This is a genomic window from Pantoea cypripedii, assembly GCF_002095535.1.
Classification (GTDB): domain Bacteria; phylum Pseudomonadota; class Gammaproteobacteria; order Enterobacterales; family Enterobacteriaceae; genus Pantoea; species Pantoea cypripedii.
This window is the reverse complement of sequence record NZ_MLJI01000002.1, coordinates 1,205,555-1,228,841: the sequence shown is the minus strand read 5'-3', so window position 1 is coordinate 1,228,841 and position 23,287 is coordinate 1,205,555. Positions and strand designations below refer to the sequence as shown.

The 23,287-nt window shown below is 54.1% G+C and carries 27 protein-coding genes and 1 pseudogene; 9 read left to right on the top strand and 19 right to left on the bottom strand.

Annotated elements, in window-relative coordinates:
- Nucleotides 1-413: 413 nt before the first annotated feature.
- The 10 genes from HA50_RS27005 to HA50_RS26960 form a co-directional block, all read right to left on the bottom strand.
- A complete protein-coding gene (locus tag HA50_RS27005) occupies nucleotides 414-782 on the bottom strand; it encodes a hypothetical protein (RefSeq protein WP_084879851.1) in 369 nt (122 codons plus the stop codon).
- A gap of 41 nt (nucleotides 783-823) precedes the next feature.
- The gene (locus HA50_RS27000) at nucleotides 824-1,600 is read right to left on the bottom strand and encodes a hypothetical protein (RefSeq protein WP_084879850.1); all 777 of its coding nucleotides are present in this window, start codon (nucleotides 1,598-1,600) and stop codon (nucleotides 824-826) included.
- A 694-nt stretch (nucleotides 1,601-2,294) separates the two neighbouring features.
- The gene (locus HA50_RS26995; RefSeq protein ID WP_084879849.1) at nucleotides 2,295-2,705 is read right to left on the bottom strand and encodes a DUF1380 family protein; all 411 of its coding nucleotides are present in this window, start codon (nucleotides 2,703-2,705) and stop codon (nucleotides 2,295-2,297) included.
- Between the two features lie 43 nt (nucleotides 2,706-2,748).
- Entirely contained in the window at nucleotides 2,749-3,186 is a 438-nt protein-coding gene (locus HA50_RS26990; protein WP_084879848.1) for an antirestriction protein, read from the bottom strand.
- A 495-nt stretch (nucleotides 3,187-3,681) separates the two neighbouring features.
- The gene (locus HA50_RS26985; RefSeq protein ID WP_084879847.1) at nucleotides 3,682-3,912 is read right to left on the bottom strand and encodes a hypothetical protein; all 231 of its coding nucleotides are present in this window, start codon (nucleotides 3,910-3,912) and stop codon (nucleotides 3,682-3,684) included.
- Nucleotides 3,913-3,926: 14 nt separating this feature from the next.
- Nucleotides 3,927-4,571 (bottom strand): DNA methyltransferase, encoded by a 645-nt coding sequence (locus HA50_RS26980; protein ID WP_084879846.1) that lies wholly within the window; start codon nucleotides 4,569-4,571, stop codon nucleotides 3,927-3,929.
- A 332-nt stretch (nucleotides 4,572-4,903) separates the two neighbouring features.
- Nucleotides 4,904-5,239 carry a hypothetical protein gene (locus tag HA50_RS26975; RefSeq protein ID WP_084879845.1) on the bottom strand — a complete coding sequence of 112 codons (336 nt, stop codon included), beginning with the start codon at nucleotides 5,237-5,239 and terminating at the stop codon, nucleotides 4,904-4,906.
- Entirely contained in the window at nucleotides 5,236-5,484 is a 249-nt protein-coding gene (locus tag HA50_RS26970) for a hypothetical protein (RefSeq protein ID WP_084879844.1), read from the bottom strand. The genes HA50_RS26975 and HA50_RS26970 overlap by 4 nt, the downstream gene beginning before the upstream one ends.
- Before the next feature lie 36 nt (nucleotides 5,485-5,520).
- Complete coding sequence (locus HA50_RS26965) at nucleotides 5,521-6,483, bottom strand: DUF1281 domain-containing protein (RefSeq protein WP_084879843.1); 963 nt, start codon at nucleotides 6,481-6,483, stop codon at nucleotides 5,521-5,523.
- Nucleotides 6,484-7,141: 658 nt separating this feature from the next.
- Nucleotides 7,142-7,348, bottom strand: a complete 207-nt coding sequence (locus HA50_RS26960; RefSeq protein WP_244193688.1) for a helix-turn-helix transcriptional regulator — start codon at nucleotides 7,346-7,348, stop codon at nucleotides 7,142-7,144.
- A 608-nt stretch (nucleotides 7,349-7,956) separates the two neighbouring features.
- On the opposite strand from HA50_RS26960, the gene umuD reads away from it, so the two are divergent.
- The gene (umuD, locus tag HA50_RS26955; protein ID WP_084880276.1) at nucleotides 7,957-8,379 is read left to right on the top strand and encodes a translesion error-prone DNA polymerase V autoproteolytic subunit; all 423 of its coding nucleotides are present in this window, start codon (nucleotides 7,957-7,959) and stop codon (nucleotides 8,377-8,379) included.
- A gap of 8 nt (nucleotides 8,380-8,387) precedes the next feature.
- Nucleotides 8,388-9,662 (top strand): translesion error-prone DNA polymerase V subunit UmuC, encoded by a 1,275-nt coding sequence (gene umuC, locus HA50_RS26950; RefSeq protein WP_013512848.1) that lies wholly within the window; start codon nucleotides 8,388-8,390, stop codon nucleotides 9,660-9,662.
- A 311-nt stretch (nucleotides 9,663-9,973) separates the two neighbouring features.
- On the opposite strand, the gene HA50_RS26940 is transcribed toward umuC, so the two are convergent.
- The 5 genes from HA50_RS26940 to HA50_RS26920 all read right to left on the bottom strand — a co-directional run bounded on the left by HA50_RS26940 (nucleotide 9,974) and on the right by HA50_RS26920 (nucleotide 12,381).
- Nucleotides 9,974-10,213 carry a hypothetical protein gene (locus HA50_RS26940; RefSeq protein ID WP_084879840.1) on the bottom strand — a complete coding sequence of 80 codons (240 nt, stop codon included), beginning with the start codon at nucleotides 10,211-10,213 and terminating at the stop codon, nucleotides 9,974-9,976.
- A gap of 178 nt (nucleotides 10,214-10,391) precedes the next feature.
- Nucleotides 10,392-10,643, bottom strand: coding sequence for a hypothetical protein (locus tag HA50_RS26935; protein ID WP_084879839.1), 252 nt, complete (start codon nucleotides 10,641-10,643; stop codon nucleotides 10,392-10,394).
- Nucleotides 10,630-11,424 (bottom strand): ParA family protein, encoded by a 795-nt coding sequence (locus HA50_RS26930; protein ID WP_084879838.1) that lies wholly within the window; start codon nucleotides 11,422-11,424, stop codon nucleotides 10,630-10,632. The genes HA50_RS26935 and HA50_RS26930 overlap by 14 nt, the downstream gene beginning before the upstream one ends.
- 422 nt (nucleotides 11,425-11,846) lie before the next feature.
- Nucleotides 11,847-12,176 carry a type II toxin-antitoxin system RelE/ParE family toxin gene (locus HA50_RS26925; RefSeq protein WP_084879837.1) on the bottom strand — a complete coding sequence of 110 codons (330 nt, stop codon included), beginning with the start codon at nucleotides 12,174-12,176 and terminating at the stop codon, nucleotides 11,847-11,849.
- Nucleotides 12,145-12,381 (bottom strand): ParD-like family protein, encoded by a 237-nt coding sequence (locus HA50_RS26920; protein ID WP_084879836.1) that lies wholly within the window; start codon nucleotides 12,379-12,381, stop codon nucleotides 12,145-12,147. The genes HA50_RS26925 and HA50_RS26920 overlap by 32 nt, the downstream gene beginning before the upstream one ends.
- 463 nt (nucleotides 12,382-12,844) lie before the next feature.
- Between HA50_RS26920 and HA50_RS26915 the strand changes: the two genes are divergently transcribed.
- From HA50_RS26915 to HA50_RS26905, 3 genes are all read left to right on the top strand, one after another.
- A complete protein-coding gene (locus tag HA50_RS26915; RefSeq protein ID WP_139811048.1) occupies nucleotides 12,845-13,087 on the top strand; it encodes a hypothetical protein in 243 nt (80 codons plus the stop codon).
- 74 nt (nucleotides 13,088-13,161) lie between these two features.
- Nucleotides 13,162-13,788, top strand: coding sequence for a recombinase family protein (locus tag HA50_RS26910; RefSeq protein ID WP_084879834.1), 627 nt, complete (start codon nucleotides 13,162-13,164; stop codon nucleotides 13,786-13,788).
- A 40-nt stretch (nucleotides 13,789-13,828) separates the two neighbouring features.
- Nucleotides 13,829-14,347, top strand: a complete 519-nt coding sequence (locus tag HA50_RS26905; RefSeq protein ID WP_084879833.1) for a hypothetical protein — start codon at nucleotides 13,829-13,831, stop codon at nucleotides 14,345-14,347.
- Nucleotides 14,348-14,456: 109 nt separating this feature from the next.
- Here HA50_RS26905 and HA50_RS26900 read toward each other — a convergent pair whose 3' ends face one another.
- Complete coding sequence (locus tag HA50_RS26900) at nucleotides 14,457-15,188, bottom strand: hypothetical protein (RefSeq protein WP_244193687.1); 732 nt, start codon at nucleotides 15,186-15,188, stop codon at nucleotides 14,457-14,459.
- Between the two features lie 255 nt (nucleotides 15,189-15,443).
- Between HA50_RS26900 and HA50_RS26895 the strand changes: the two genes are divergently transcribed.
- Nucleotides 15,444-15,773 (top strand): hypothetical protein, encoded by a 330-nt coding sequence (locus tag HA50_RS26895; RefSeq protein ID WP_084879832.1) that lies wholly within the window; start codon nucleotides 15,444-15,446, stop codon nucleotides 15,771-15,773.
- On the opposite strand, the gene HA50_RS26890 is transcribed toward HA50_RS26895, so the two are convergent.
- The gene (locus HA50_RS26890) at nucleotides 15,751-16,569 is read right to left on the bottom strand and encodes a DUF4225 domain-containing protein (protein ID WP_084879831.1); all 819 of its coding nucleotides are present in this window, start codon (nucleotides 16,567-16,569) and stop codon (nucleotides 15,751-15,753) included. The two genes, HA50_RS26895 and HA50_RS26890, sit on opposite strands and share 23 nt — an antisense overlap.
- A 127-nt stretch (nucleotides 16,570-16,696) precedes the next feature.
- Here HA50_RS26890 and HA50_RS26885 point away from each other — a divergent pair.
- From HA50_RS26885 to HA50_RS26875, 3 genes and pseudogenes are all read left to right on the top strand, one after another.
- A pseudogene (locus HA50_RS26885) lies at nucleotides 16,697-16,978 on the top strand (Tn3 family transposase); the annotation flags it as partial.
- A gap of 566 nt (nucleotides 16,979-17,544) precedes the next feature.
- Nucleotides 17,545-18,126, top strand: coding sequence for a hypothetical protein (locus HA50_RS26880; RefSeq protein ID WP_084879830.1), 582 nt, complete (start codon nucleotides 17,545-17,547; stop codon nucleotides 18,124-18,126).
- A 248-nt stretch (nucleotides 18,127-18,374) separates the two neighbouring features.
- The gene (locus HA50_RS26875; protein WP_139811047.1) at nucleotides 18,375-19,331 is read left to right on the top strand and encodes an Abi family protein; all 957 of its coding nucleotides are present in this window, start codon (nucleotides 18,375-18,377) and stop codon (nucleotides 19,329-19,331) included.
- A 65-nt stretch (nucleotides 19,332-19,396) separates the two neighbouring features.
- Here HA50_RS26875 and HA50_RS26870 read toward each other — a convergent pair whose 3' ends face one another.
- Both HA50_RS26870 and ppl read right to left on the bottom strand, forming a co-directional pair.
- Nucleotides 19,397-20,434, bottom strand: a complete 1,038-nt coding sequence (locus tag HA50_RS26870; RefSeq protein WP_084879829.1) for a DUF3800 domain-containing protein — start codon at nucleotides 20,432-20,434, stop codon at nucleotides 19,397-19,399.
- Nucleotides 20,435-20,532: 98 nt separating this feature from the next.
- Nucleotides 20,533-23,214 carry an anti-phage protein Ppl gene (gene ppl, locus HA50_RS26865; RefSeq protein WP_084879828.1) on the bottom strand — a complete coding sequence of 894 codons (2,682 nt, stop codon included), beginning with the start codon at nucleotides 23,212-23,214 and terminating at the stop codon, nucleotides 20,533-20,535.
- Nucleotides 23,215-23,287: the final 73 nt, after the last annotated feature.

Sequence of the window (23,287 nt, the reverse complement as noted above, 5' to 3'; positions counted from 1 at the left end):
CGCCCCGGACTGTTGCTGATGAGTGGCGTGGCGCCCTGCTCAGACGGGCAGATCACTGCTGCAGGCAAACGAACACCGTCGTCTTATCCGGGTGCTGACAGAAACAGCCCGCTTTCACAGCAGGTCACGGAAGCCTGGTGGCTCAGGCCACTGGAGGAGATGGCGGGACGGTGCAGGCATGCCCGGCAGCCTGGCTAGCTAGCTAGGTACGCACTGCATAAACTGCGGCCACAGACGGAATGGCATGGGCCGCATGGTGGCCCTGCGGCCGTTTCTCAGGGCATTTACAAATGCCTCTGCCTGTGACAGGATTTGCGGGTCAGAATTCATGACAACTCTCCAGAGATTGATTTTGACGGGCCGCCAGCTGCGAACTGGCGACCGTGGAAGAAGCAGGCAGACGCCTGCTTTTTTTACGCCGGTGATCCGCCTGATGGTCCGGCACTGATTTCACTGAGACGTCCGGCCAGCCAGCCGCTGGCCCGCCCCCACGCCACCTCTCCCGCCAGGCCGAAACGCTCGTGCACGATGTGACTCGCCAGTATCCAGGTCCGGAATGAGGCCAGCGGCAGCACGTCGCCGGTTGCGGTGTCGGCAACCACCTGCGCCAGGTTGCTCAGCACGGACCAGAGCCGCGCATGCTGTTCGCTGTCGCTCAGATTCTGCGTGCGCAGTGTGGTCAGCTCTGCAAGACTGTCGGCCAGCTCCGGCGACAGACCGGCAGGTGGCGTGAATTTTTCCGGCAGGGACGTAGCTGCCCTGCCTGCGTGATGCGTCTTCATGGTTAACTCCCGACCCGGCAGTCTGACTGCCGGGTAAATAATCACGCAATATCAGCCACATACATGGCATACCCTGTCATCAGTGACAGCGCCAGGTGAGAACAGCCCTCCCGCCACGCGGCTTCACCGGTTTCCCCGAACAGGTTCAGGGCAAGCTGCCCGGCACGGTTCCAGGCTGACAGCGATGAAAACGGCACCACCGGACGCGGGCGGGTCCAGTCCGTTACCGTGTCGCAGACCCGATCCGCCATATTCTGCAGCGTGCCGTACAGCAGTTCCTCACGTTCCATTTCATCCATCTCTCTCGTGCTGAGTGCGGCCAGACGGGCCAGATCGTTGCGCAGTGCCTGACTGAGACCCGGAATTTCCGGCATGACAGTCTGTGTGTCAGCAGACTCCGGCACGGCCGTTTTCATGCTCCGGAGAATCTGTGCTTTCTTTTCTGCCGATGCGGCCTGAAACACCGCCAGCTCCGGCAGGTTTTCCGGATATTCTTCGCGCCACAGATATGACTTCTGATCCTGTGACAGGGACTCCACGGAGCGGACCATGTCATACACAGCCGGGGTGGTTATTCCGCCCATTTCTGCCAGCTCTGTCACCAGCAGGGCCGCTTCCTGCGGGGCGAAAAGTTCATCACCATGATCCGGTGCATCAATGCCGAGACGTTTAAATGCACGGAACATCAGCAGATCACCTTCCTTTTTTGCGAGACGGATGAGCGCACTGGTTTTGCGGGAAATAAAGGTGATGGAGGGGTTGTTCACCCATGTTTTGGGAGATTCTGGCGTGGCGGTGTTGACGTTCTGTGTGTTCATGGCACTTCTCCTGTTCCGGTGTGTAGTCATGTTTCGGTCGATCCAGTCGCGGCGAAGGGCAAAGTAGCACCGGCAGTGAACGGAGAAAGGGAGCCCCCGGAAGCCGCAGCGCAAGCGAGCAGAGCGAGTGCGAACGGGTGAGGAGGCAGCGAAGCGGTGCGCTTTCGGAAGTGAATCTGACTGTGCTACGAAAAGCCCTCCGCGAGTGGCGACCGGGACATGCTCTCCGGACGGGCAGACGGGCAGGAACACACCCGACACGACGGAACGGCGTGGCGGCATTAAAGGGCGCAGCGCGCCCGGTGAATGCACCGGCAACAGCCGGTTGCAGCCCCAGACCTTCGCCATCAGACCCTGGCCGGGAGGCCCGGAACACGCCCCGCGTGGTCCGGTGGAGCTTACCGGCTGTGCCGGTTAGCGGAGCGGGGCTGACGACCCGGCACCGCCGGGGAGCCGCCAGGGGGCCCGGCTTCAGTACCTGTTTTTCAGGCCGTTTCTGCATAAAAAACGGCAAAAACGCATCAGCAGGCTGAAAACCGGCATGCTACCCCGGATTTCAGAGACTTTCTGCATCTCCGTGTTGATAAGACGTGCGGAATGCGCGCCGCCGGCGCGGGCTTTCCGCACCGCCGCGCAGCGGCAGGGTTTGCCAGCGGACCTGATGCAGGTGAGGGCTTCCCTGCCCTGCCCCGGCTTATTTATCCAGCGCCGCCTGCGCCACTTTGATCGCTGCGTTCTCATATGGCCATCGCCGCATGGCGCTGCCTTCCCCGCCTTCCGCGTCCTCACGCCGCATATAATCCCCCGCCACGCGCAGCACCTTCTCCAGCGCGGCGGCGGGCACGCTCACCTCCCGCGTCTGAGCCTCCTGTTCCCGGATGTTGTCCAGCAGTACCCGCAGCGTATCCTCTCCCACCCCGTACTCGTGTAACCCGCCCAGGCTGTCCATCATGCTCAGCATTTCGGCGGCGCCGTCCTCCGTCAGGCCGCTGCCATCCAGCACCGCCATCACATCCTCTTTCGTCCAGACAATCAGCGTAATCAGCTCGTCAGCGCGGTATTGCTGAAGCAGTTTTGCGCAAAGCGCATTAACGGTTCCGTACATCGTTTTCTCCTCTGAGGGGCGGCTCTGCCGCCCCGGTGCTGACTCAGTCCAGGGCGCGGAAAATCGCGGCCGCTTCGGGGTGGCTGAAGGCATAATCCATCAGCTGACGGTGGCGCAGGCAGAAGTGCCGGCACAGTTCTTCTTCATCGTGGCGGTCGTACATCCAGCTGCGGTGGTTCAGCACCCGCGCCGTGATGATGATGCCCGCCGCCTCACTGCTTACGGTCACATCGCCGCCGTTCGCCAGGTTAACAACGCGCCAGCGTTCATCATCAGCCGGCTTCATAAAGCCGCAGCCGCCCTCTGTCAGGGCAAAATCCCACACGCCACCGTCATAGTCCGGCAGAAAGCGCTTCGCATAGAGGTACACGTTGCTTTCGGCGCGCATGAAGTCGTCGCCAAACAGCGCGGGCAGAAAACGAAAGCGCACATATCCATCGAGGACGCGCGCGGGCTGAAAGTCAGGGGTGGCTGTATTCATCAGAAATCTCCGCAGTCAGGGTGGTTAACAGTTCCGGCCGGTGCCGTGACTGAATGACAGCCCGGCGGAAAGCGGAGTGTTCAGGAGCGGCGACGAGGCCGCAGCGCAAGCGAGCAGAGGGGGGATTACGCACGGCGGTGACGCGAAGCATGAGCGGAGACGCGACGGGAGTAAGCGCCCCGGCGCGAGTGCGAACGGGCGAGGAGACGAGCGAAGCGGTCTCTTGAACACGCAGCGGCCGGGCTAAAGTGAAGTCACGGCACCGGCCGCAGACCGCACGGCCCGGGGGTTCTGCCCTCCCCCGCCGCAGGCGGCATAACAGCGGCGCGCAGCAACTTCCCTGTATCGGTGAACCTTTTGTTACGCTTATCCACAATCCGGGTGAATATCGCGCCCGAAATCCTGTGGATAACGCGGTGCCGGCAGGGGGAGAGCCCCGGCAGACAGGAGTGGTCATTATCTGACCACTCACTACAGCTTATATCCCGCTACAGCTTATCTGAGGTGGTGCTGAATCTGCGCCGCACGCCGGTACAGCGCCATCAGGTCGTTATTGATTTCCTCAATCAGCAGCCCCGTCATGCGCTGCTCACGGCTGGCGCCGTGCCGGAGATGGCGCGCAATCATGTCGCGCATCCGCAGGTGAAACTCATACAGCGATTCTTCCAGGTCGGCGACGTCGGCCGTCAGCGCGTCGGTATCGTGGGGCAGAGTGTGATCGTTCATCGTGTTCTCCGTCATCATGCCGCGTGGGCGGCGCGTTGTGCATACAGGCGGCGCAGGCCGGCGGCGTGGTACTGCTCCAGCAGCTCGATGCCAATCCAGCGCCGTCCGCACGCCTGAGCGGCCACGCAGGTCGAGCCGGAACCTGCAAACGGGTCCAGGACAATGGCACCGGGCTGCGTGAAGGTCTCAATCAGCGGTCGCAGGACGCTGACCGGCTTTTCGGTCGGGTGATGGCGGTTGCCGGTGTACTCCCAGGGCATCACGTCGGGCAGGGGCTGCGCCGGCAGCGGCGGGCGCCCTTTGGCCAGCACGTAGGCGCTTTCGTGCTGGTAGCCGACAAAGGCGGATTTAGACGCGTAGGGCTTGGTGAAGACGATATGCCCCACCACGCGGAAACCCGCCGCCTTCCAGGCCTGCATAAAGACGTCTACCCGGTTCCAGCCATAGAAGCTCACCGCCAGGCTGTTGTCTTTCAGCACCCGGTACATTTCATCGCTCGCCGGCTGCACCCACTCGCTGCTCACGTCGTTGGCAATCGAACGGCCGGAACGGTCCTTAAAGCCGACGAGGTAAGGCGGGTCGGTTAATATAAAATCGATGCTGTTATCCGGAAAGCCGCCCATAACCTGTACGCTGTCGCCGTGCATGAATCGTGACATAGCTGTGCTCCTGTGCATGAAGGGGGCACCGGTAGTGGTGCCGTGACCTCCACACAGACGGGCGAACAGCGGAGCAAACAGGGGCGGACGTGAAGCCGCACGCGCCGCCGGAGCGGACTGAATGTCCCGCGCACGGCGGGGAACGGGTGAACAGGCCGGCGACAGCGTCCCTTGTTTGCGAGGCCGCCCGGCTACCGTGAGGGCACGGCACTTCATCGCCGCCGGTTTCCGGCCGCAGGACGGGGAACGGCACGAAGGCGGAGCACAGCGACGTCATTATCCTTTCCGTGAAAAAGCGCCGCCCGCGCCGGGCGGCCGCCTTATTGCCGTTTTCAGTCCCGGAAGTCCTGCCAGTGGTTGCCATTCCGTTCACGCACCACCGGCGCGTCCGGCGTGCCGGTCACAGTCCACTCATCCAGGAAGCGAAGGCCGGTGAGCGTCTGCGCCTGTGCGTCGCTGAGCAGGACGATGGCCTTCAGCCAGACGTCATTGCCGCCGAAGCGCCAGTAACAGCCCTCACTCTCACAGGGTTCCGCCTTCCACCACGTCCGGCCCATGTGCGTACACCCCGCCTCTGTCATCTGCGCGTCCGCTGACCGGATAAGCAGGTGTTCCTCTGAACATGCACTCCGCCATTCAGTCTGAAAGGAAATCAGCCAGGTTTTCATACGTCCTTCTCCCGCCGGGCCAGCACGGTGTCAGCGCAGTGACACAGGAAGTACCCGCTCAGGCTGATGCCGGCATCCAGGGTGGCGTCGGCCAGCGCCAGCGTGGCCAGCACCTCCTCCGGGGTCAGCTCCGGAGCGATATCCTCAAAATCATCCGCAATCCATATGTGGCCAGCGCAGGGCGTGGCGGGGTCAGAACGCTGCAGCTGTGCAATAAAATCAGCGATGGTGACGGGTTTATTCATACTCTTTCCGGCGGGCCTGCGCCCGCCGCCTCCTTATCAGCCGCCAAAGCTGGCCACGTTATTCAGAATCCACGCCGGGCCTATTACGTCCCGGAATCCGTCTTCGTCTTCTTCCTTACTCCACTCCAGCGAATCGCAGCACGCTTCCAACTGCTCACCGTCGCTGTAGAGCGCATATCCGCAGTAATCAGCACCGGCTTCGGCGTACCAGTGCTCCACGGTGACGCCGTAACGCGCACTCAGTGCGTTCAGCACCGCCGCCGACGGCGGTGACCAGGGCGTGTCAAAATCAGCGTCAAAGGTTGTGTCAGAAGACCAGGAGATATTCAGGTCATGCGCGTGCGGCCACTTTGTTCCGCAGCGGTCAGTGGTGTCGCTGAACCCGTCCGGCACGCCTGCAAGCAGGCGACCGTTATACCCGTTGATTTCCACATCCAGGCGCGGCGGGCACAGCTGCAGCATGTCAAAGGGGGCGGACTGATGCGTCACCAGCTCTCCCCGGCACAGGCGGTTCCAGGCTTCAGCGGGGCTGCGGGTGCTGAACGTCACCTGCCAGTCCCCCTGCTTCTGCTGCCAGAGTGCGCAGATGACGGCCTGTTGTTCCGCAGACAGCGTTTCCCATTCCCTCCCCGGCAGGCCGCTGGCCCGCCACAGGTCATGCAGCCGTGCGCAGGCGGCTTCCGTCAGCACCACGCCCTCACTCAGGCAGCACAGCCACTGTGTAAACGCCTGATTACCTGACACATTGTGGTGCCCGCCGCTGCCCTCCCCTGCACACGACGGATAACCTTCTGCCCCTGTCAGGGCCGGATACGGGGCATAATGCGCCCCGTCTGCCGGATGCAGCAGCCCGGCACATCCGGCCAGAAACAGCTGGATACCCTCCGCTGCCGCCTGTGCATACGACGGATAACCCCCGCCCGCAAACAGCGCCCTCACCTGCCCGATATCTTCACTGCGGCCGTTCACGCACAGCCGGTTACAGCACCAGTTCGGCATGTTTCACTCCTCCGTTGATGGTTGCACGGCGCACTCTCACGCCGTGACGACACAGCAGCCGGGCCGCGAGCGGACCGGGCAACGGGCGCAGGAGGAAGCCGCATGCGCCGCCGGAGCGGACTGAATGTCCCGCGCACGGCGGGGAACGGGTGACGACAGCGGTGAAACGTACCCCTGACCGGGAAGCGCCCCGGCTAACGTGAAGTCACGGCGTGTCCGCAGGTAACCGGTGAAACCAGCAGAAAAGTGAGAGGGGGAGCAGAGAGCGGCGTCAGGCGGTATGCCGCGCCGCACAGAAGCGGAGCGCAGCGACGGCCTTCAGAAAGTGGACAAAAAAAAGCCCGGGAGGTTAAACCGGGCGATGAAGCCATATCGACTCAGGTGTCCGGTCTTCAGGCCGGCTCGCTTAAAAAAAGCCCCTGCGGCTGTCAGAGTGACCACAGGGGCGACGTGAGCGCATGAAAACGGCCATGCACCAGTGAGTAGCAGGAAAATAATAATTCAGCGGCGGGACAATGCAAGTCCGGGATGAAGGCAGCATAAGCGCACTGCCTGCGCGGGCGCACAGTTTATTTAACCCCGGTGTTGCTGGACGGATTAAAAAGCCCGCGCAGGCCTGTCAGAAATTATCACGCACCGGGAGGAATGGCCACCCTGTTCAGTCCGGCTGTTCATCAGCTGATTGCTTCAGCTCCCACATGGCCTGCCGGATGAGCCAGAATCCGGGTGTATGGAACACTTTACCCAGCCGCTCTGCCACTGCCGGGGTGACTGTCAGTCGCCCGCTCAGCAGCGCCCATACATCGGCGTTATCCAGCCCGGTACGCCGGCAGAACATCTCTGTGGAAATGTCATATTCTGCCATAAGATAAGCAAGAAACCGCCCGGGAGAAGTGCGCCCGTCCATAAAGGCCCCAGAGTTTTATTATTGTTACCGGCAGCATAAAACGCCGTCTCTGCTCTGCACAATAACTGACCGGAAATAATGACCCGCCCTTTACCGTCTGCCAGCAACGCTCGCCGCAGTCACGGCTGAGGCGTACCGCAGCGCCAGCGAGGAACGAACAGCCGTGGCGAGGAAGCGTCACGTCACCGGTGGCAGACCGAGTCTGCTTACGCCCGGAATGGACTGAAGACCCGGGGACAAAAAAAGCCCGGCGGAGACCGGGCAGAAGAAGGAGTCCTTAAGGAAGGCATCCCTGCCGCTACGCTATGTTGCTCACCGTGATTATAGTGCGCTTTCCGGCGAAAGCCGCGGGGAAATAAAATTAGCTGCCACGTCAGCCACATGGTTCACGCGGGACCGGTTCTCTCCCCCTGCCCTCTTGCGATCGGCTTAATGCGATACGATACTGTATATAAATACAGTTATACTCAGAGGTAAAAACCATGCCGCAGGCTTATAGCCCCCTTCCGCTTTACGGTAGCCAGTCGGGACATGCTGAGAGTGAAACGCTGCCTGTGCCGACAGGCATGACCCTGCTTCGTCCCGCAGAACACAGGACTCAGCTGGGCATTCCGTTTTATGCCGATCTGTGCCCGGCCGGCTTCCCCAGCCCGGCTGCGGATTATGTCGAATCCGAGCTCGATCTCAATGAGCTGTGCATCCGTCGCCCGGCGGCCAGCTACTTTGTCCGTGCCAGCGGCAGCAGCATGGAAGACCTGGGGCTGTTCGACGGCGACGTCATGGTCGTTGACCGGGCGGAAGAAGCCTGCCACGGTGATGTGGTGATCGCTGAAGTGAACGGGGAATTTACCGTCAAGCGCCTGCAGCTGCATCCGCGACTCGCGCTGCTGCCGATGAACCCGGCATATCCCGTCATTTATCCGGAATCGCTGCAGCTGATGGGCGTGGTGACCTGGTTCTTTCACAGCACCCGCGCGCGCCGGAGGTAAGTATGCCGATGTTCGGACTGGCCGATGTGAACAGTTTTTATGCCAGCTGTGAGGCCTTATTTCGCCCGGACCTGCGCGGACAGGCCGTGGTGGTGCTCAGTAACAATGATGGCTGCGTAATCGCACGCAGCGCCCGCTCAAAAATGCTCGGTATAAAAATGGGCGTACCGTGGTTTCAGATAAAGAACGCGGACTTTCCTGAAAGGGTGCATGTCTTCAGCAGCAATTACGGGCTTTATCACAGTCTCAGCCAGAGGGTGATGTCAGCGCTGGAAGAAATGACGCCAAAGGTGGAGCAGTATTCGATTGATGAGATGTTCCTGGAGCTGACCGGCATCAATGGCTGTGAAGACTTTGAGCACTTCGGCCGGCGGCTACGTCAGCATGTACTGGCAACCACCGGACTCACCATCGGCGTGGGCATGGGACCGACAAAAACGCTGGCAAAATCAGCACAATGGGCGAGCAAGGAATGGAAACAGTTCCGCGGCGTGCTCGCTCTGACGCCGGATAATCTGAAGCGTACTGCCACCCTCCTCTCCCGTCAACCGGTTGAGGAAATCTGGGGCGTGGGGCGCCGTATCGGCAAAAAACTGAACACGATGGGTATACGCACGGCGCTGGAGCTGGCGCGCACCCACCCGGCCTTTATCCGGAAAAACTTTTCCGTCGTTCTTGAGCGAACCGTGCGCGAGCTGAACGGGGAGTCCTGCATTCCACTTGAGGAACTGCCGCCGGCCAAGCAGCAGATTGTCTGCTCCCGCTCTTTCGGTGAGCGCATCACCGCAAAATCGGCCATGCAGCAGGCACTGTGCCAGTATGCCACCCGGGCGGCTGAAAAGCTGCGGGGTGAACGCCAGTTCTGCCGGCACATCAGCGTATTCATCCGGACATCGCCCCACGCGGCCGGGGAGGTATTCTATGGCAACAGCGCCGGCGAAAAGCTGACGCTGCCCACGCAGGATACCCGGGACATCATTGCGGTGGCCATGCGAGCACTTGACCACATCTGGCTGGAAGGCCGGCGCTACATGAAAGCCGGCGTGATGCTCGATGACTTCACGCCGCACGGCGTCAGCCAGTTGAACCTGTTTGATGAGGACCGCCCGAGGCCGAAAAGTGCGCAGCTGATGAAGGTAATAGATGGCATTAACCAGTCGGGGCTCGGGAATATCTGGTTTGCGAGTCAGGGCGTGGATACGGGCTGGCAGATGAAACGTGAGATGCTTTCACCTGCATGGACCACGCGCTGGAGCGATATTCCCGTTGCACGGGTGCTCTGAGACAGCGACGATATCCCGGACGATTCAGGATATCGGTTCAGGAGCTGCTTACTTCACCGGTGGAAAAGCCAGAATTCATCCATAATTAAAAGAGGAAGCCCCGGTTTTTTGTCCCGGAAGTAACGCCCCCGGGGCAGTCTGTCGCCGGGATGCAGCTTCCGGGCCCACTCATCAAACGCGGGACGGCACCTGCGAACGTTGCCTTTAAACATATCTGCAGACTGGGTGATGGTCAGCCCCCTTCCCTGCCCGCGGAACCGGCTATACAGTTCATGCATTAACATATTGACTCTCCATCCTGCTGCCACCGCTCAGCGGGATTTGTTTTTCTTCCAGCTGTCGTTGGCCAAGAATGCCGCGCGCGAAACGCAGGCCCCCCACAGCAGCTGAAGGCCAATTTTGATCAGCTCGCTGGCGTGCGGCAAGAAAAAGAGCGGCACAATGAACAGGGCACTCAGGAGAAAGCCCCATTCAGCAGCACTTTTTCTATCTTTGCCGGTGAGCTTTATAATTCCGAGATATCCCGATACAAGATATAGAAACCTTTTCATAGCCACCTTATTCTTTGATGAAAAATCACCTCATCAAACGTAATTTGATGATAAAAAGGAGATAATTCACTTTATTTAATGTATATACAAAAGCATATACATTAAACTATTCATTATCCCACATTAATCTTATGCGTATAATCAACACTCCGTTTTGTATATACATTTATATATACAATCATGTGTTTTCAATAACCAGTTGCGCCAACTTTGCAATCCATTTGTCATCGTCCATATGACAAGCAGCACGAAGAACACGAGATCTCGAAATGTTTTTCAGAGGAAGATGCTCCTGTACTCTTTCTACTAGTAAGGATAGGGCGTCATCATCTAAACCGGTTAACCGAAGGTTCATTTGACGGCCAGTCGTTATATTTCTTTTTTCAATAACGCGGGTAACCCCTTTTGCTACCCTGTCACTTCTTGCCATCGTCATCCCCTTTGATGATACTTAGCAGCTCCTGAGCGAATGCTTTGTAGTCCCGATAGGGTCTTTCATTTTTAGCAAACGTCATAACCGGCCTATGTTGCTCAGTGGCTTGCTTGTACAATTCACTGTATCGGATCTCAGTCTTAGCCAGATTATATTTGCCTTCAGTAATATAACCATCTATTGCTCTTAACATTTTTGAGTGGGAGACATTCACTTTTGTCTTTACAAGTGTATATACAAAATTCTCATTTCTTTTGATTTCCCGAACAACCTGGAAAAGGTCATCAATCCCCTTCACCGCCCTTCTGTCCATGTCTACCGGCACAACGATGAAGTCAGTGATAAGCAACGCATTTTCAATGCTCAGATCTATGGCTGGACGTAAATCAATGAGAATAAAATCGAAATCAGTTTTAAGTCGTTTGAGGCCTTCTTCGAGAATATTCAGCCTGTGGCGAAAACGTTCTGCGCTTCTGGCCTCTACAGCAAGTGTTATGTCCGCTGGGATTACATAAAGGTTTGGTATTTCGGTATCTATATCGCGAGCTGTGTAAACTATTTTGTTGATATCAAATTTAGGGTCTTCAAACAGATCAGTTACCGTATAGTCTTCTTCGCCCCTCCCAACATCGTCACTAAGATTGCCTTGATGGTCCAAGTCTACAAGTAAGGTTTTAAAACCCATAGCTGCGAAAGCACAACCAACAGCTATACATCCAGTCGTCTTGGCAACTCCCCCTTTGCTATTAGCAAAGGAAATTATGTATGGCTTTTTCATTTAGCACCCTATGTATATACAAAAGTATATGCATATTATCTAAATCAACGTACCTGTCAATGTATATACAAAGGTATATGCAAAAAAACTCATTTTGTATATACAAATGAGTATACAAATAAAAACAAATTTCATTATAAATACATTAAAAACATATACTTAAACACAAGAAATCAAGATGCTTGATGGTCATCCTTACACGATGAGAGTGGGGTAGAGGACTAACAGTCCCCGTGATTATAGGGGTTGGGTTGGGTTGGGTTGAGCGGTTACCCAGACTGGCCACTCATCAGCCACCTGATAAGGCGACGTTGAGGTTTCATGGATGATAATGGGAATAGAAATATTTGACTGGTTCCCTCATTGAGGAGGGAATCATAAGATAACTCGCTGCTCAAAGCGGTAAATTTGCTTACTCGGCTTTAACCGATTAGTTTCAAGTCTGCTTTGCGGTGCCTCTTCTGCTCATCGTAGTAATTCTCATGCGTGCCCAAGCTTAGGAGGTAGATTTCCAGCTTTTGCTCCTGCCAGGCGTAGCCAAGCAGGTATCGCTGCTTCCCCATGTAAAACTTATGCACCCACAGATAGCTGAGATCACCTTTCTTGCGTTCGCCTATCTCCGGGTTTGCGATGATGCGGTCGATCTCTCCGTCAACGCTGTCCTGATCCTGCTCGGTCAGCCGGTTAAAGGCTTTCTCAAAGCGACTTGACTGGTAAACCTCAATTTCCTTCTCTGTCTTTTCTGCGCACATATTTCTTCATTCTCCCGTTGTCCATTTCTGATTTCGCCAGCAGGATTTCGTTGATGAAGGAAAACGGCAGATCGGGGTTATCTTCAGCAATGCGCCCAATCTTAGCCCAGTGCTCAATCTGCTTGGGCACGCTACGGCTCATTGCGTCTGCATGAGTTTTCACTTCTTCAACAAAATCATCGTCTAAGCGGATGCTTGTTGCCATTTTAAACCTCTTGATGTAGTCACCCTTGCCTATAGGTATTGGGGTGGTTTCAATCGATACGTCAGTGTATGACGCACTACAGATAACATTATGCGACAAATTGTCGCCCAATGCAACCTTATGGCGCACATAGCCAGCTTACATGCCTATTGCTTTATTTGACAGCGAGACAATGAAAAACATCTCAACAAGAAAATAATCAATATCGGTACAATTACAAATGATACAAAAACTAATGTTAATACTCATAAAGTAATTATTATGATGCAAACTAATTTAAATCACCCGGAATGCCTAAAATTCAATCAAAATGGTCAATTAGAGTAGTCAATTGATAGATAGCCAATTTAAACTGCAACCTGTTATTATTGTCCTGTTAAATCACACGGGTCAAATTAAGTATACTCAAAATGACCGCTATCAGGCTTGATAACAAGGGGGGTGATTAATGTCGGGAACAAGAATGAAAACTTTTTCGGGAAGGGTGGAACGCGTTGTTCATGTGGCCACCGTCAGTGACGTTAACCTGATGCTGTATGGCGTTCTGTTTTCAGGGGAGCCTGATTGGTTGCGCATCTGCACGACTGAGATTAAACACGCTGAGAAAATAGCGTTCCTCAGCCCGGAAACTCACGTTGAAATCAGGGTACGCAATGACATAAATATCCAGGGGACGACGTACAGTGAATTTAACTCTCTTAGTTGATGTAAATGAAAATTCCCCGGGTACTGTGGTGCCTTCAGGAATCGGGTTCGTTAAGAGAATGGGAACGATGACTAATGCAGATTGCACGGATATACCTCCGTGTCAGTACTGACGAGCAGGAACTGACGCGACAGAACAGCATCATTGAAGATGCAAAGGGCAGGGGTTTTTATGTCGCCGGTGTTTACAAAGAGAAGGCATCAGGAGCCAGAGCAGACCGGCCAGAGCTTCAGCGCATGATTGCCGACCTGCAGCCCGACGAAGTAGTCGTCGCTGAGAAGATTGACCGAATAAGTCGTTTACCACTCGCGGAGGCCGAGCAGCTGATCGGCTCGATAAAGGCTAAAGGGGCAAAGCTGGCCATCCCCGGTATAGTCGATCTGTCTGAGCTGACCATCAAACAGGATGGCGTGGCCAGAATCGTGCTTGAGTCAGTTCAGGACATGCTGCTTAAGGTCGCCCTGCAGACGGCGCGTGACGACTACGAGACCCGAAGGGAAAGGCAGCGACAGGGCGTTGAGCTGGCAAAGGCTTCGGGTAAGTACAAGGGCAGAAAGCCAGACAATAAAACGCATGAACGCATTATTGCCCTTCGTGAATCCGGTATGACTATAGATCGGACTGCCATCCTGGCAGGCTGCAGTATCAGTCAGGTAAAACGAATCTGGTCGATATACAAGTCAGAAAAGTCAGGTCAGTAGTTAAACATTAATCAGGTTGTGTAGCCGAGAGGATACGGAAATGACTATTTTACTGGGCAGTGTGCTTTTGGCCATATTGCTCCTCTGCATTTATATGATGCGGAAAATCAGTCAGCAGTCTTCCAGGATTAGCCAGCTGGAGTCAGCGATTCGGGGTCAAAATACCGGGGAAAAGTTACCTTATAAATCGTTGTCACTTCTGGACAGCCTGAGACGAAAGGCGAAACAGTGGAATAGTTCCGAAGACAACCCTGAACTGTTATCAGTGCGTCCTGACTTTATTGAATGCCTGGATGATTACCTTTCCAACATCTTCTGCGCTGTACCGGAATTGAACGACCGTAGTGCGATACTTTCTGTAATCGAGCCGCGTCCACTTTATAGCTCACTGTATATGACTCATTCTGTGATGGTCTGGTTTGAATCGCATCCCGTCAGCTTCCCCGTGGCCAGTCGTGAGCAGGCAGAGCGTATTGCAGGATCCCTGAATGCCAAAGGAATTGAAGCACGGTGGACAACCAGAGAGGCACGTTCGTTGTCTGACTCCATAGCTGCATAGGGGGTATGACGCCCGACGGGGCGATTTCATACGTTATGTAATTTTTGTCCAATAAATCATCTGGTCATTTGAAAACGGCATGCTTGTATACGTGCACGCCGTAATTTTTTTAACGAAAAAAATCCCATCGGGGATTCCCCTCAACGACGTTGAGAGCCCTGTAAATGGGCAGAGCGTACTTGCTAAATGGAAGAATACAAACTTTGCTGCCATGACTGACCGCCCAGACGTTAAATGGTTTCAGGCGGATTATCTGCAGCATCTCAAAAGGGACTGTAGATTTAGGGGCTACCCAGGCAAGCATTCTGCTCCTGTGGCGTTTGAAGAGTTCTACCCTGTTTTTTCCTTCTAAAGCCACGTAGAGGGGAATCCCCTCAGGTCGGTAATACTGTTGATCGCTGACGCTATCGCCACTCATTACACAGTTATCTGACCAGTCCATGACCTCTTCGGGTGAATTATTATGAAAGCCGCCTTCGATACCGCGGTTGTAAGTGTTATACGTTCCGGAGATCACAAGCTGAGGATGAATGAGGCATTTTTCATAGTCTCGTATCTCAGAGCTTATGGTGCAGAGAAACGGTAGCGCAACGTGAGCGAAATCGGTAGGTGAGCTCGCCGTAGCAGAACGTCTGGATTTCCTTCCCGCGTCCGCGGGTTCATAAAGGCCTGTAAGCCACCGGAGTTTCCTGATGATTGCCGGATGCAGATAAGACACCCGGTTCGCCATGTCCATGTCATCCTTGAATTTGACAAAGTCACGGCATGCCCCGACTAATGGGCTATTCCAGTCGTAACTCTCTGTTTTACAGCTTTTATTAATCTCTGAATCTGTACTCACGGCATCCACCTGACTGACCTGATTTAGTTACTGTTTTGCAGAACGGGACGGAAGCACCGGCATCTCTGTTTTATCTGCCACATCCCAGAACGGGGTTTGACGGTCAATCGTGTAAAAAACCACGTTAACGACATAATATTATGTTTTTAAAAGAAAATAATTAATGCCAGTCTTGGATTTGTATGTGGCGATTTATCACCTGATTTCGGGTAAACTGACCTGTGATGTTCAGTTGAATTTTAAGGATACAAATCCATGAAAGTGAGCGAAGAAACACTCCTAGAGTCAGGCTTCAGTCATACAGATCTCCAGAAAATTAAAAGCAATGTGGAAAATTTCGGGGGAACTCTTGATGAAGTGATTCAGGATTTAGCAAAACGATTTAATGTAGCTAAGTGGATAACTATTGTTGCTTTCGTAATCCTGATTTTTACATCTGTGTTATCGACAAAAAATAACACTCTCTCTCTGGCTTTTTCGTTGATTGTAGGATTACCTTTTATCTGGTATTTGACGCCCGCCAAACTCGCATTCAAAGCCTGGCGGTATAAACAATATGCTTCTAGGATTGAGGGCGATCAGTAATTGTCATCAGATCAAAAATAATTTTAGCCTGTACGCCGTATCCAACTATCTTCATAGTTAGTTTTGGTCGACTTAACGTACTGACTTTTCTGTAATAATCGACTGGTATATAGCGAAATAGTCTCCATGTTCCAGGCTTCCTTATTAAACCAAAAATGCTGTAAGCATTAGCAATAAGTGAGATTGATTTATACACGCCTAATCCACTTTTAGAACTAAACCCCATGAATTCAGCCGTAGACATAGCTGCATTAGCAGCAAACCCTTCTGATGTAGAATCATGAAGTACCTGATGGCTAAATTCTTTGCTTAGTCCATTGAATCCATCCACAACGAGTATTGCTCCAGCCAGCACACCTAATGGATTAGCGCTGGCAAGTAGCGTTGTTCCTAAAGCTATCTCTGCTCCCGAAAGCACTACGTTCACAGCAGAAATCACATACCCGACAATTTTGTTATTTTCCCGGACGAACTCCACTTTGGCGTAAAGTTTTGCTGTCTTCATACGTAACATCCGGCCCTGTTCTTCGAGGTTTTCGGTCTCTACCCTCAGATTTTTGATGCATGCTATGCACTCTTCATCCGATTTCGCGCGCCGGGCAGCGGCAAATTGCTGCTCTACAACCTTTTTTATTTCCTGAACAAAATTAATCCGGGTCAGACCATCCTGAAGGTGAAAGGCGGAAAGTCTGTTGGCAGTATCAACCAGTTTTCTGGCTTCAAGGTTAACCATTGTTTCAGCCCAGGATTTATTTCTTCCGCCTGAGCGCATCATATCAAGTAATACCGCGTCCATTCTGTTCTCCCTGTATATTACTTCATCGATAATACCCCGTTATTATCAGCTGTAAACTGTCTTTTCAGCTGGAAATATGTCGGCCTCGATATACCTGTTTTCTCCGATACAGCCTTAAATGATGCCTGGTGCGCTGGGCCTGGTTACGAATGCGGTAGTGCTCTGGAACACGCTTTACATGCAGGGAGCGCTTTCACATCTCAGGATTATGGGCGAAACGCCAGAGGATGAACATATTGCCCGCCTGTCACCGCTGATGCACGGGCACATCAATATGCTGGGGCATTATGCGTTCACGCTGCCGGAGGATATTCTGAAGGGAGTGTGTATTCCGGTCTCGCGTGAACGTCGATTCTGGTCTGGAGAAAACACAGATTCTGGCGGTATGAACGTAGATTCTGGATGCTAATACACCAACAAATTTCCTCAGCTCTGATGCAATGGGATTCCACTGTAACGTCATGAGTGTTCGGTGCTCACTGCGCTGCGCTCCGCCTCACTCCTGACGTTACAGTGCTACTGATGAATATTGGAGAGAAGCTGTGGTTCCAGTAAAAAATCGCTCCAACTGGTTATTATTAGCCTGCTGTATTCTCTCCACCAGAATTCGCGTTCACGGGCCAGAATGAGTGTTCATTTTCAACGGAATACGCAGGGAGAATTGAGACCATTAAATTTCAATTTAAATAATGAATTATCTCCTTAACGTGGTTTTTTACACGATTGACCGTCAAACCCCTTTATAGGAAATCTAATGTCATGCGGTGACTTACAAAGTGCAGGACAGAAGATCCGGTTCTGCCTTTTTCCGGATCCGACCGGAGATGTGACAAACAGATACTGACAATTGGTTAAAAAATATCAATAACATCACTAAATGTATTTTTTGTGATATTTATTGCGACATGTATTATTTTAGGTTGACTTGCCTATTTACTGGGGATGTAGATATTTAATGGCCAAGGTTAGACGCATATGAACGAAAATAGCGAAAATGACGAAAAAGGCTTTACCCGTACGCTTACGGTACGGAACGTACCGCTTGGCATTGATATTGAAATTGCCGAACAGGCAAGTGCGGCAGGCAAGTCGAAGGGGGATTTTCTGCGGGAGTTTCTGGCCGCCTCGTTTGGTGACCTGATCGGCAACTTCATGCGCTCTAACGGGCTGGTCGCGCTGATGGACCGGGACGTGGCAAAAATGATGAACGCCCGTCTGGCGGACTACTGGTTTGACGCCGCGCAGACGCTGGCCGAGAACCGCGCCTGGTGCCGCCTGCTGGGGATCCATAAGGAAGGGGACCTTCAGCGAATCATGCGCGACGGCGTGCCCCTGCTGGAGATCCGCGCGAGACAGCTCGTTGACGTCACGCACATTCCTAACGGAAGCTCGCTGGCGTTTGCGCTGTTTGCCGAAGCGGCCAGACGCGACCTGCGCACCCTGCTGCAGGTGCACCGCGCACTGTTCTTCCTGCAGAAAGAGGAAGACTTCCTGGACATGGTGGATCAGATCCGCGAGGCGCAGCGCCTTCCTCCGACTGAGCGACCGGTTTACTGAGGATGAGGCTCTGAAACGAGAAAAGCCACCGTAAAGGTGGCTAATCCAAACTACTTCTGTCGCGTGAGACCTCCGGAGAGGCGACTCCGCCTTGATGGGACTATTAGGCCATAACCCGGCATCATCGTCAATACGGTGCATGATTGTCCGGGAAATTAAGGAATAAAGATGGCGCAGATTGATGACTTTATTAACGCCAAGCGTCTGGAGATTTACGTTAAACACCTCAAGGTAAAAAAACGCAGGCCATGGCGGCCTATCACTGGAATAAACACCTGGCCGCCGCGATCATGCCCGCGCTGCAGTGCATGGAAGTGACGCTGCGTAACGCCATTGATCTCGCGATACGTACCGCTCCCCCGAGCGGAGCCGCTGGGCTATGGCACGCGGACAGCCGTTGGGTAACGAGCCTGACCGAATACATGGGGCACACACTGGTCCCGGCGGCGGACAGGTTCAAATTAGCCAGATCTCCCCACGACAGGCAGGACGTGCAGGGGTACCTGCTTAACAAGTACGGCCGCCGCATTATTAACCGGAAGCTCACAGAAGAAACGCAGGTTGAGCAGGCTAAAAACCAGATCCGTACTGACGGCAAGGCGGTGACGACAGAACGTATCATTGCCGGGCTGACGTTCGGATTCTGGACGACGCTTCTGACGGATAAATATGAAGATCAAAGCAGTAACCGCCTGCTGTGGCCGGGATTGTTTGCAGACGTTTTTCCTCATGCGCCTGCAGGATTCGGCAGAGAAGATGTCAAAAAGGTGATATTCAGGATAAAGGATCTCAGGAACCGTGTATCGCATCATGAAGCCGTCTGGAAGTTCAGTAAAGACGATCCTGTTACTGGTAGACCGGACCCGAAACGTCCGGTATACGGCGCCGCGGCCAGCTGTAACCTGCTGAACAAGCATTACGATGATATCCTGGCGGTTATTGGCTGGATTAGTCCTGACAGGCTGAAGAATTTCCTCAGTCATGGCGCAGAAAGGCGCTTTCGAGCCCTGTGCTCAATTGACGGACTGAACGCTTACTGTAATCCTGCCAGAATCAGCCAGACCGTGGTAATCCCGGACGACAACCCGGCAGACGTAATCTGTCAGGCTCTTCTGAGTTCCGGGTATACCCGGCTCATACATGAGGATGGCTCCGAGCTTATCGTGGCGGGAGCCGACATTCCCGCCGCGTGGCATCCTGTTTAACGGCTTCCTGAGAGAGCCTGGCTGGGTCCTGAGCAACCGCAGCGCTGGAAGAAACGTGCAGTTACTCAGACGCCGAGCATTCTGCCGACAAAATCAACGTAGGCTGCGTTCTGCCCGCCCTGCCGAAATGCCCTTTCCTGCTCAAGGTTTTCCGACGGCAGGAAGTGAATTAAGTGGCGGTCCTCATACAGCTTTACCGGTGAATAAAAGCCAGGCCTGCCGTCACGGATCAGGTCGCGAAGTGCGCGCAGGCATCCGCCGGCCAGTACGTCACAGAGCTGTACACCCGGGCTGTCAAGAGAATCTACCTGGCTTACATCACTGAGCTTCAGTGGATAGCTGATTGAGGCCAGCTCAGACAACCTGAACTCTGCCGGCTGCTCGTATCGGATGAACCTTAAGAGATAGTCATGGTATTGCAGCAAATTTTTAGAACGGTCGTGTTCAATACAGTAGGCACCGGCGGCCATTAGTTCGGTTCGGGAAATCAGCGCGTTCAGTATGATGAAAGCCGCATCTGTGGAGGTATGAGCATCCATTATCTCGCCAACGCATGCAGAATCTTCTGCCGCGAGCGGTCCCAGAAAATCCTCCATAACAAACCAGTTTACCGAGCGTACAGCGGTAATAAGCTCCTGAACAGCAGCCAGGGTTTTCATCTTCATTGCGTGCTGGAAGTGGCGCAGGATACGCTCAAAATCATTCCCGAGCAGGGCAGGACCGGCAAAGTAAGCCCACGAAGCAAGCAGAAAGTGCCTGCCGCTGCTGAGCAAATCATAGCCACGGGCGTGATGCCAGGGCTCAACGGCATGCGTCACGAATAGCAGGATCAGAATAAACTTTTTGTCCGCTACGCAGCTGACGCAGGGAAAGTTTGTCAGGATATCCCGCTGCAGTTCATAAAGGGGCTTCAGATTCGTATCGCGCTTGATCAGTGAGCTGAACTTAAGCTCAGGTGCCTTAAGCTTAGGGAAATGCTGACGAATAAGGTGACGCGCATCATCCGGGCTTATGCTCAGCGCAGAAGCACACTGAAAAGGCTGAGTCTTATTCAGCAGGTCACCGCCGGTGAATCCACTCTCGTCCATATAAAAAACGCTCAAGCTGCCCCCCTGTGCTTTTGTATTTTTATTCGTATGATACCTGAGAGATATCTGTATCCTGCACTCAGTGAAGGCGATGCCATAGCCAGCACTGACTGTCAGTTAAGAATTCGCTCGAACCGCGAGCGGAATGCCTTTTCTCCACCTTCCATCTGACGGCAGATCATCGCCTTTACTTCCTTCTCCTGGAGGGCACCACAGAGGTCGGGACGCAGTCCGGCCCGATCATGTTTCATGCTGATAACATATTCCGCGTCGCCATTTACCACAATCGGCGCAGAGTGGGACACGATAATCAGCTGTCGACGTTTCTTGTTAGCGGCGATCGCGGGAATAACACTCTGACTCAGCATCAGGCAATCCAGGTCATCCTCAGGTTGGTCGAGTAGCAGAGGATCGGTGCCGTAGGACAGCAGGAACTGCAGCATGCTTGCGCCTTTCTGCCCGGGAGAAGCTGAAGTGATATCCTCCATGCTCCCGCCGGGCGCACGATAGCGTATGTGTATCCCGTCATCGGGATACCAGCACATCAGAGTATCCAAGGTCTCATCCTGCAGACCCTTAAGTCTGTTTCTGAAAGCCCCGTGTAATTCCCGCCCGGCTTCAGGATCGTCACGCTTTAAGGCCTCATGAAGTTCCCTGATTTGATCGAGCTGGGTATATTTGGCTTCCGTTACAGCGAGAGCCGGGTTAAACGGACGGTTGCTGATAAAAGAGTGAAGCAGTCCGCTCCTGGATTCATCGTCATAAATACGATCCGCGAAGTTGGTGATGCCGGTTACGTTCTGGTAATCAGTCAGCACATCTTCAGGCGGTGCGCAGAGCGGCAGGATTTTGATCTCCAAGTCCTGAAGATGAAGCGAAGCCAGAAACTCCCGACGCTTTTCCGTGAGCACCATGCGGTGCGCGCGCATCTCGCTACGCAGAAGCCGGACCCGTTCTTGTGATGCAGCCACCGCATTTTCCAGTCCCTCATATTCCTTCATATCGCTGCGATATCGCTCGCACTTCTCCATCAGATCGTTCAGGGTATCCGGGTTAAGCCCCTGCGCCCGCAAAGCGGTGGCCTCACGTTCGACGTTATCCCGCTCAGTGTCCGCGGCAACTCTGAGCGCAGAGAAAAGCGGCCCCGCTCTTAGCTCATCCAGCGCACAGGTGCTGGCTGCCAGCAGGTTACCCGCATCGCGATCGAAGCTCTGCTGAAGGGTTGAAAGACGCAGTAAAAATTCAGACAGGCAGGCGGAGGATTCCGAAAGTTCCTCCGCCGCCGGAGCTCCTTTTATCAGCGCCTCCAGCGCGGCGACCCTTTCAGACTGAAGCGCCAGCGCCTCGTCTGCAGCAGCCAGCTCTCTTTCCGCCACCGCCAGACGCTGGCGGACGGGATAATAGGCGCTTTCACTTAGCTGACTGACCGCTCGTTCGGCATCCGCGAGCATACCGGAAAGGGAGGAAGCGCTCTGCCGGCGAGCCAGATGTCCTCGCAGTGTGAGCTGCTCATTTTTAAAGGCCCTTTCAAGCCGGTCCCACTGCTCAGCCCAGGCACGCTTGTTCACAATGGTGCTTTCATCACAAACGCGCAGGAAAGCGCCATTATCAGATGCTAGCTCATAAAGCATCTTCTGGCTGAAGACAGACAGAGGGAAGCGGTCAGTAGCCCAATCAGCGTCCTCGACCCATTCGCCGTCCCTGCGTGTATGCAGTGAATGCACATCGCCTGGCCGCCAGCTCAGCCGAAAATCGGCCCCGTCTTTTCGGAATACGCACTCAACAACCGAGTCTGCTTGCATGCCCTGTCCGACCTGTCGGAACAGGGTCAGTTTTTTATCCCTTTCGGCTGACAGCCCCGTGGTTTTGCGCATTGCAAGACGAATGCTTTCAATAAGAGTGGACTTGCCGCTGCCGCGGGATCCGATGACGGCATTATAAAAGGGGCTGAATGATACGCTGGCCGTTTCGTTATCGACGGGAGCGCATAGGCGGGTTCTGAATCTGACGCTGCGCAGCTGAAGCGCAGGTTCTTCAGGCGGGGGAACATCAAACAGAACGCAGTTTTCATGATCTAACAGGGCGTGGCGCAGCCCGTCAAAATCAGGAACAGACATCTTCAGCCAGCAGGTTCGTGCACCGGCGTGATCAGGGTGATGGGCATCAGAACCGCGCAGGCAGGGCAGGTTCCTGATAAGGCGCTGGTGTGTCCCGTTCGTAATGGAATCAGGCTGGTGTCTGATTTCAACCGCGTGGGGGCCGGCACTGAATGCATCTTCCAGCTCGCCCTGATTGGTGAGACCTAGTATGCCTTTGGCTGCATCAATGTGCGCAAGAATGCACAGAGCATCAGGGTGTCGCCGGATGGTGCTGACTATTCCCGCGGGTCCGACCTGCAGGACAAGCTGGTGATTAGGTTCGCCGCGGGGAAAAGGGGAATGATTGTTGCACTGCCCTATAAGCCTTTCCACATCGGCACCGGTGCAGTCAGTATGAAGCACTGCGAGTATGTGTACGTTTCCAGTGGCAGTGAGTTCCACGCCCGGGAACAGGGTCAGCGGGCGATAACCTGGCAAATCACCGGTCTGAGCGTCCAGGGCCATCTGCTGCAGTTCGTTTTTAAGGCAGTCAATCCATGCACCGCTGTTGTGGTCGCTGATTATGACGCCGTCAACCTGCTGGCGCATATACGCCAGCAGCCACTCTCTTTCACTGATCTCAGGCTCTCTGTAATCATCAGATGCGGGAGTGTGATTATGAAAATCAAATTTATACCAGCGTGCTCCAACCGACATAGTCTGTTCTTCCGATTTTTTTGGGATTATTCTTAATATAAAACGAAGCCTGCAAAAAAATGGAATAAATACA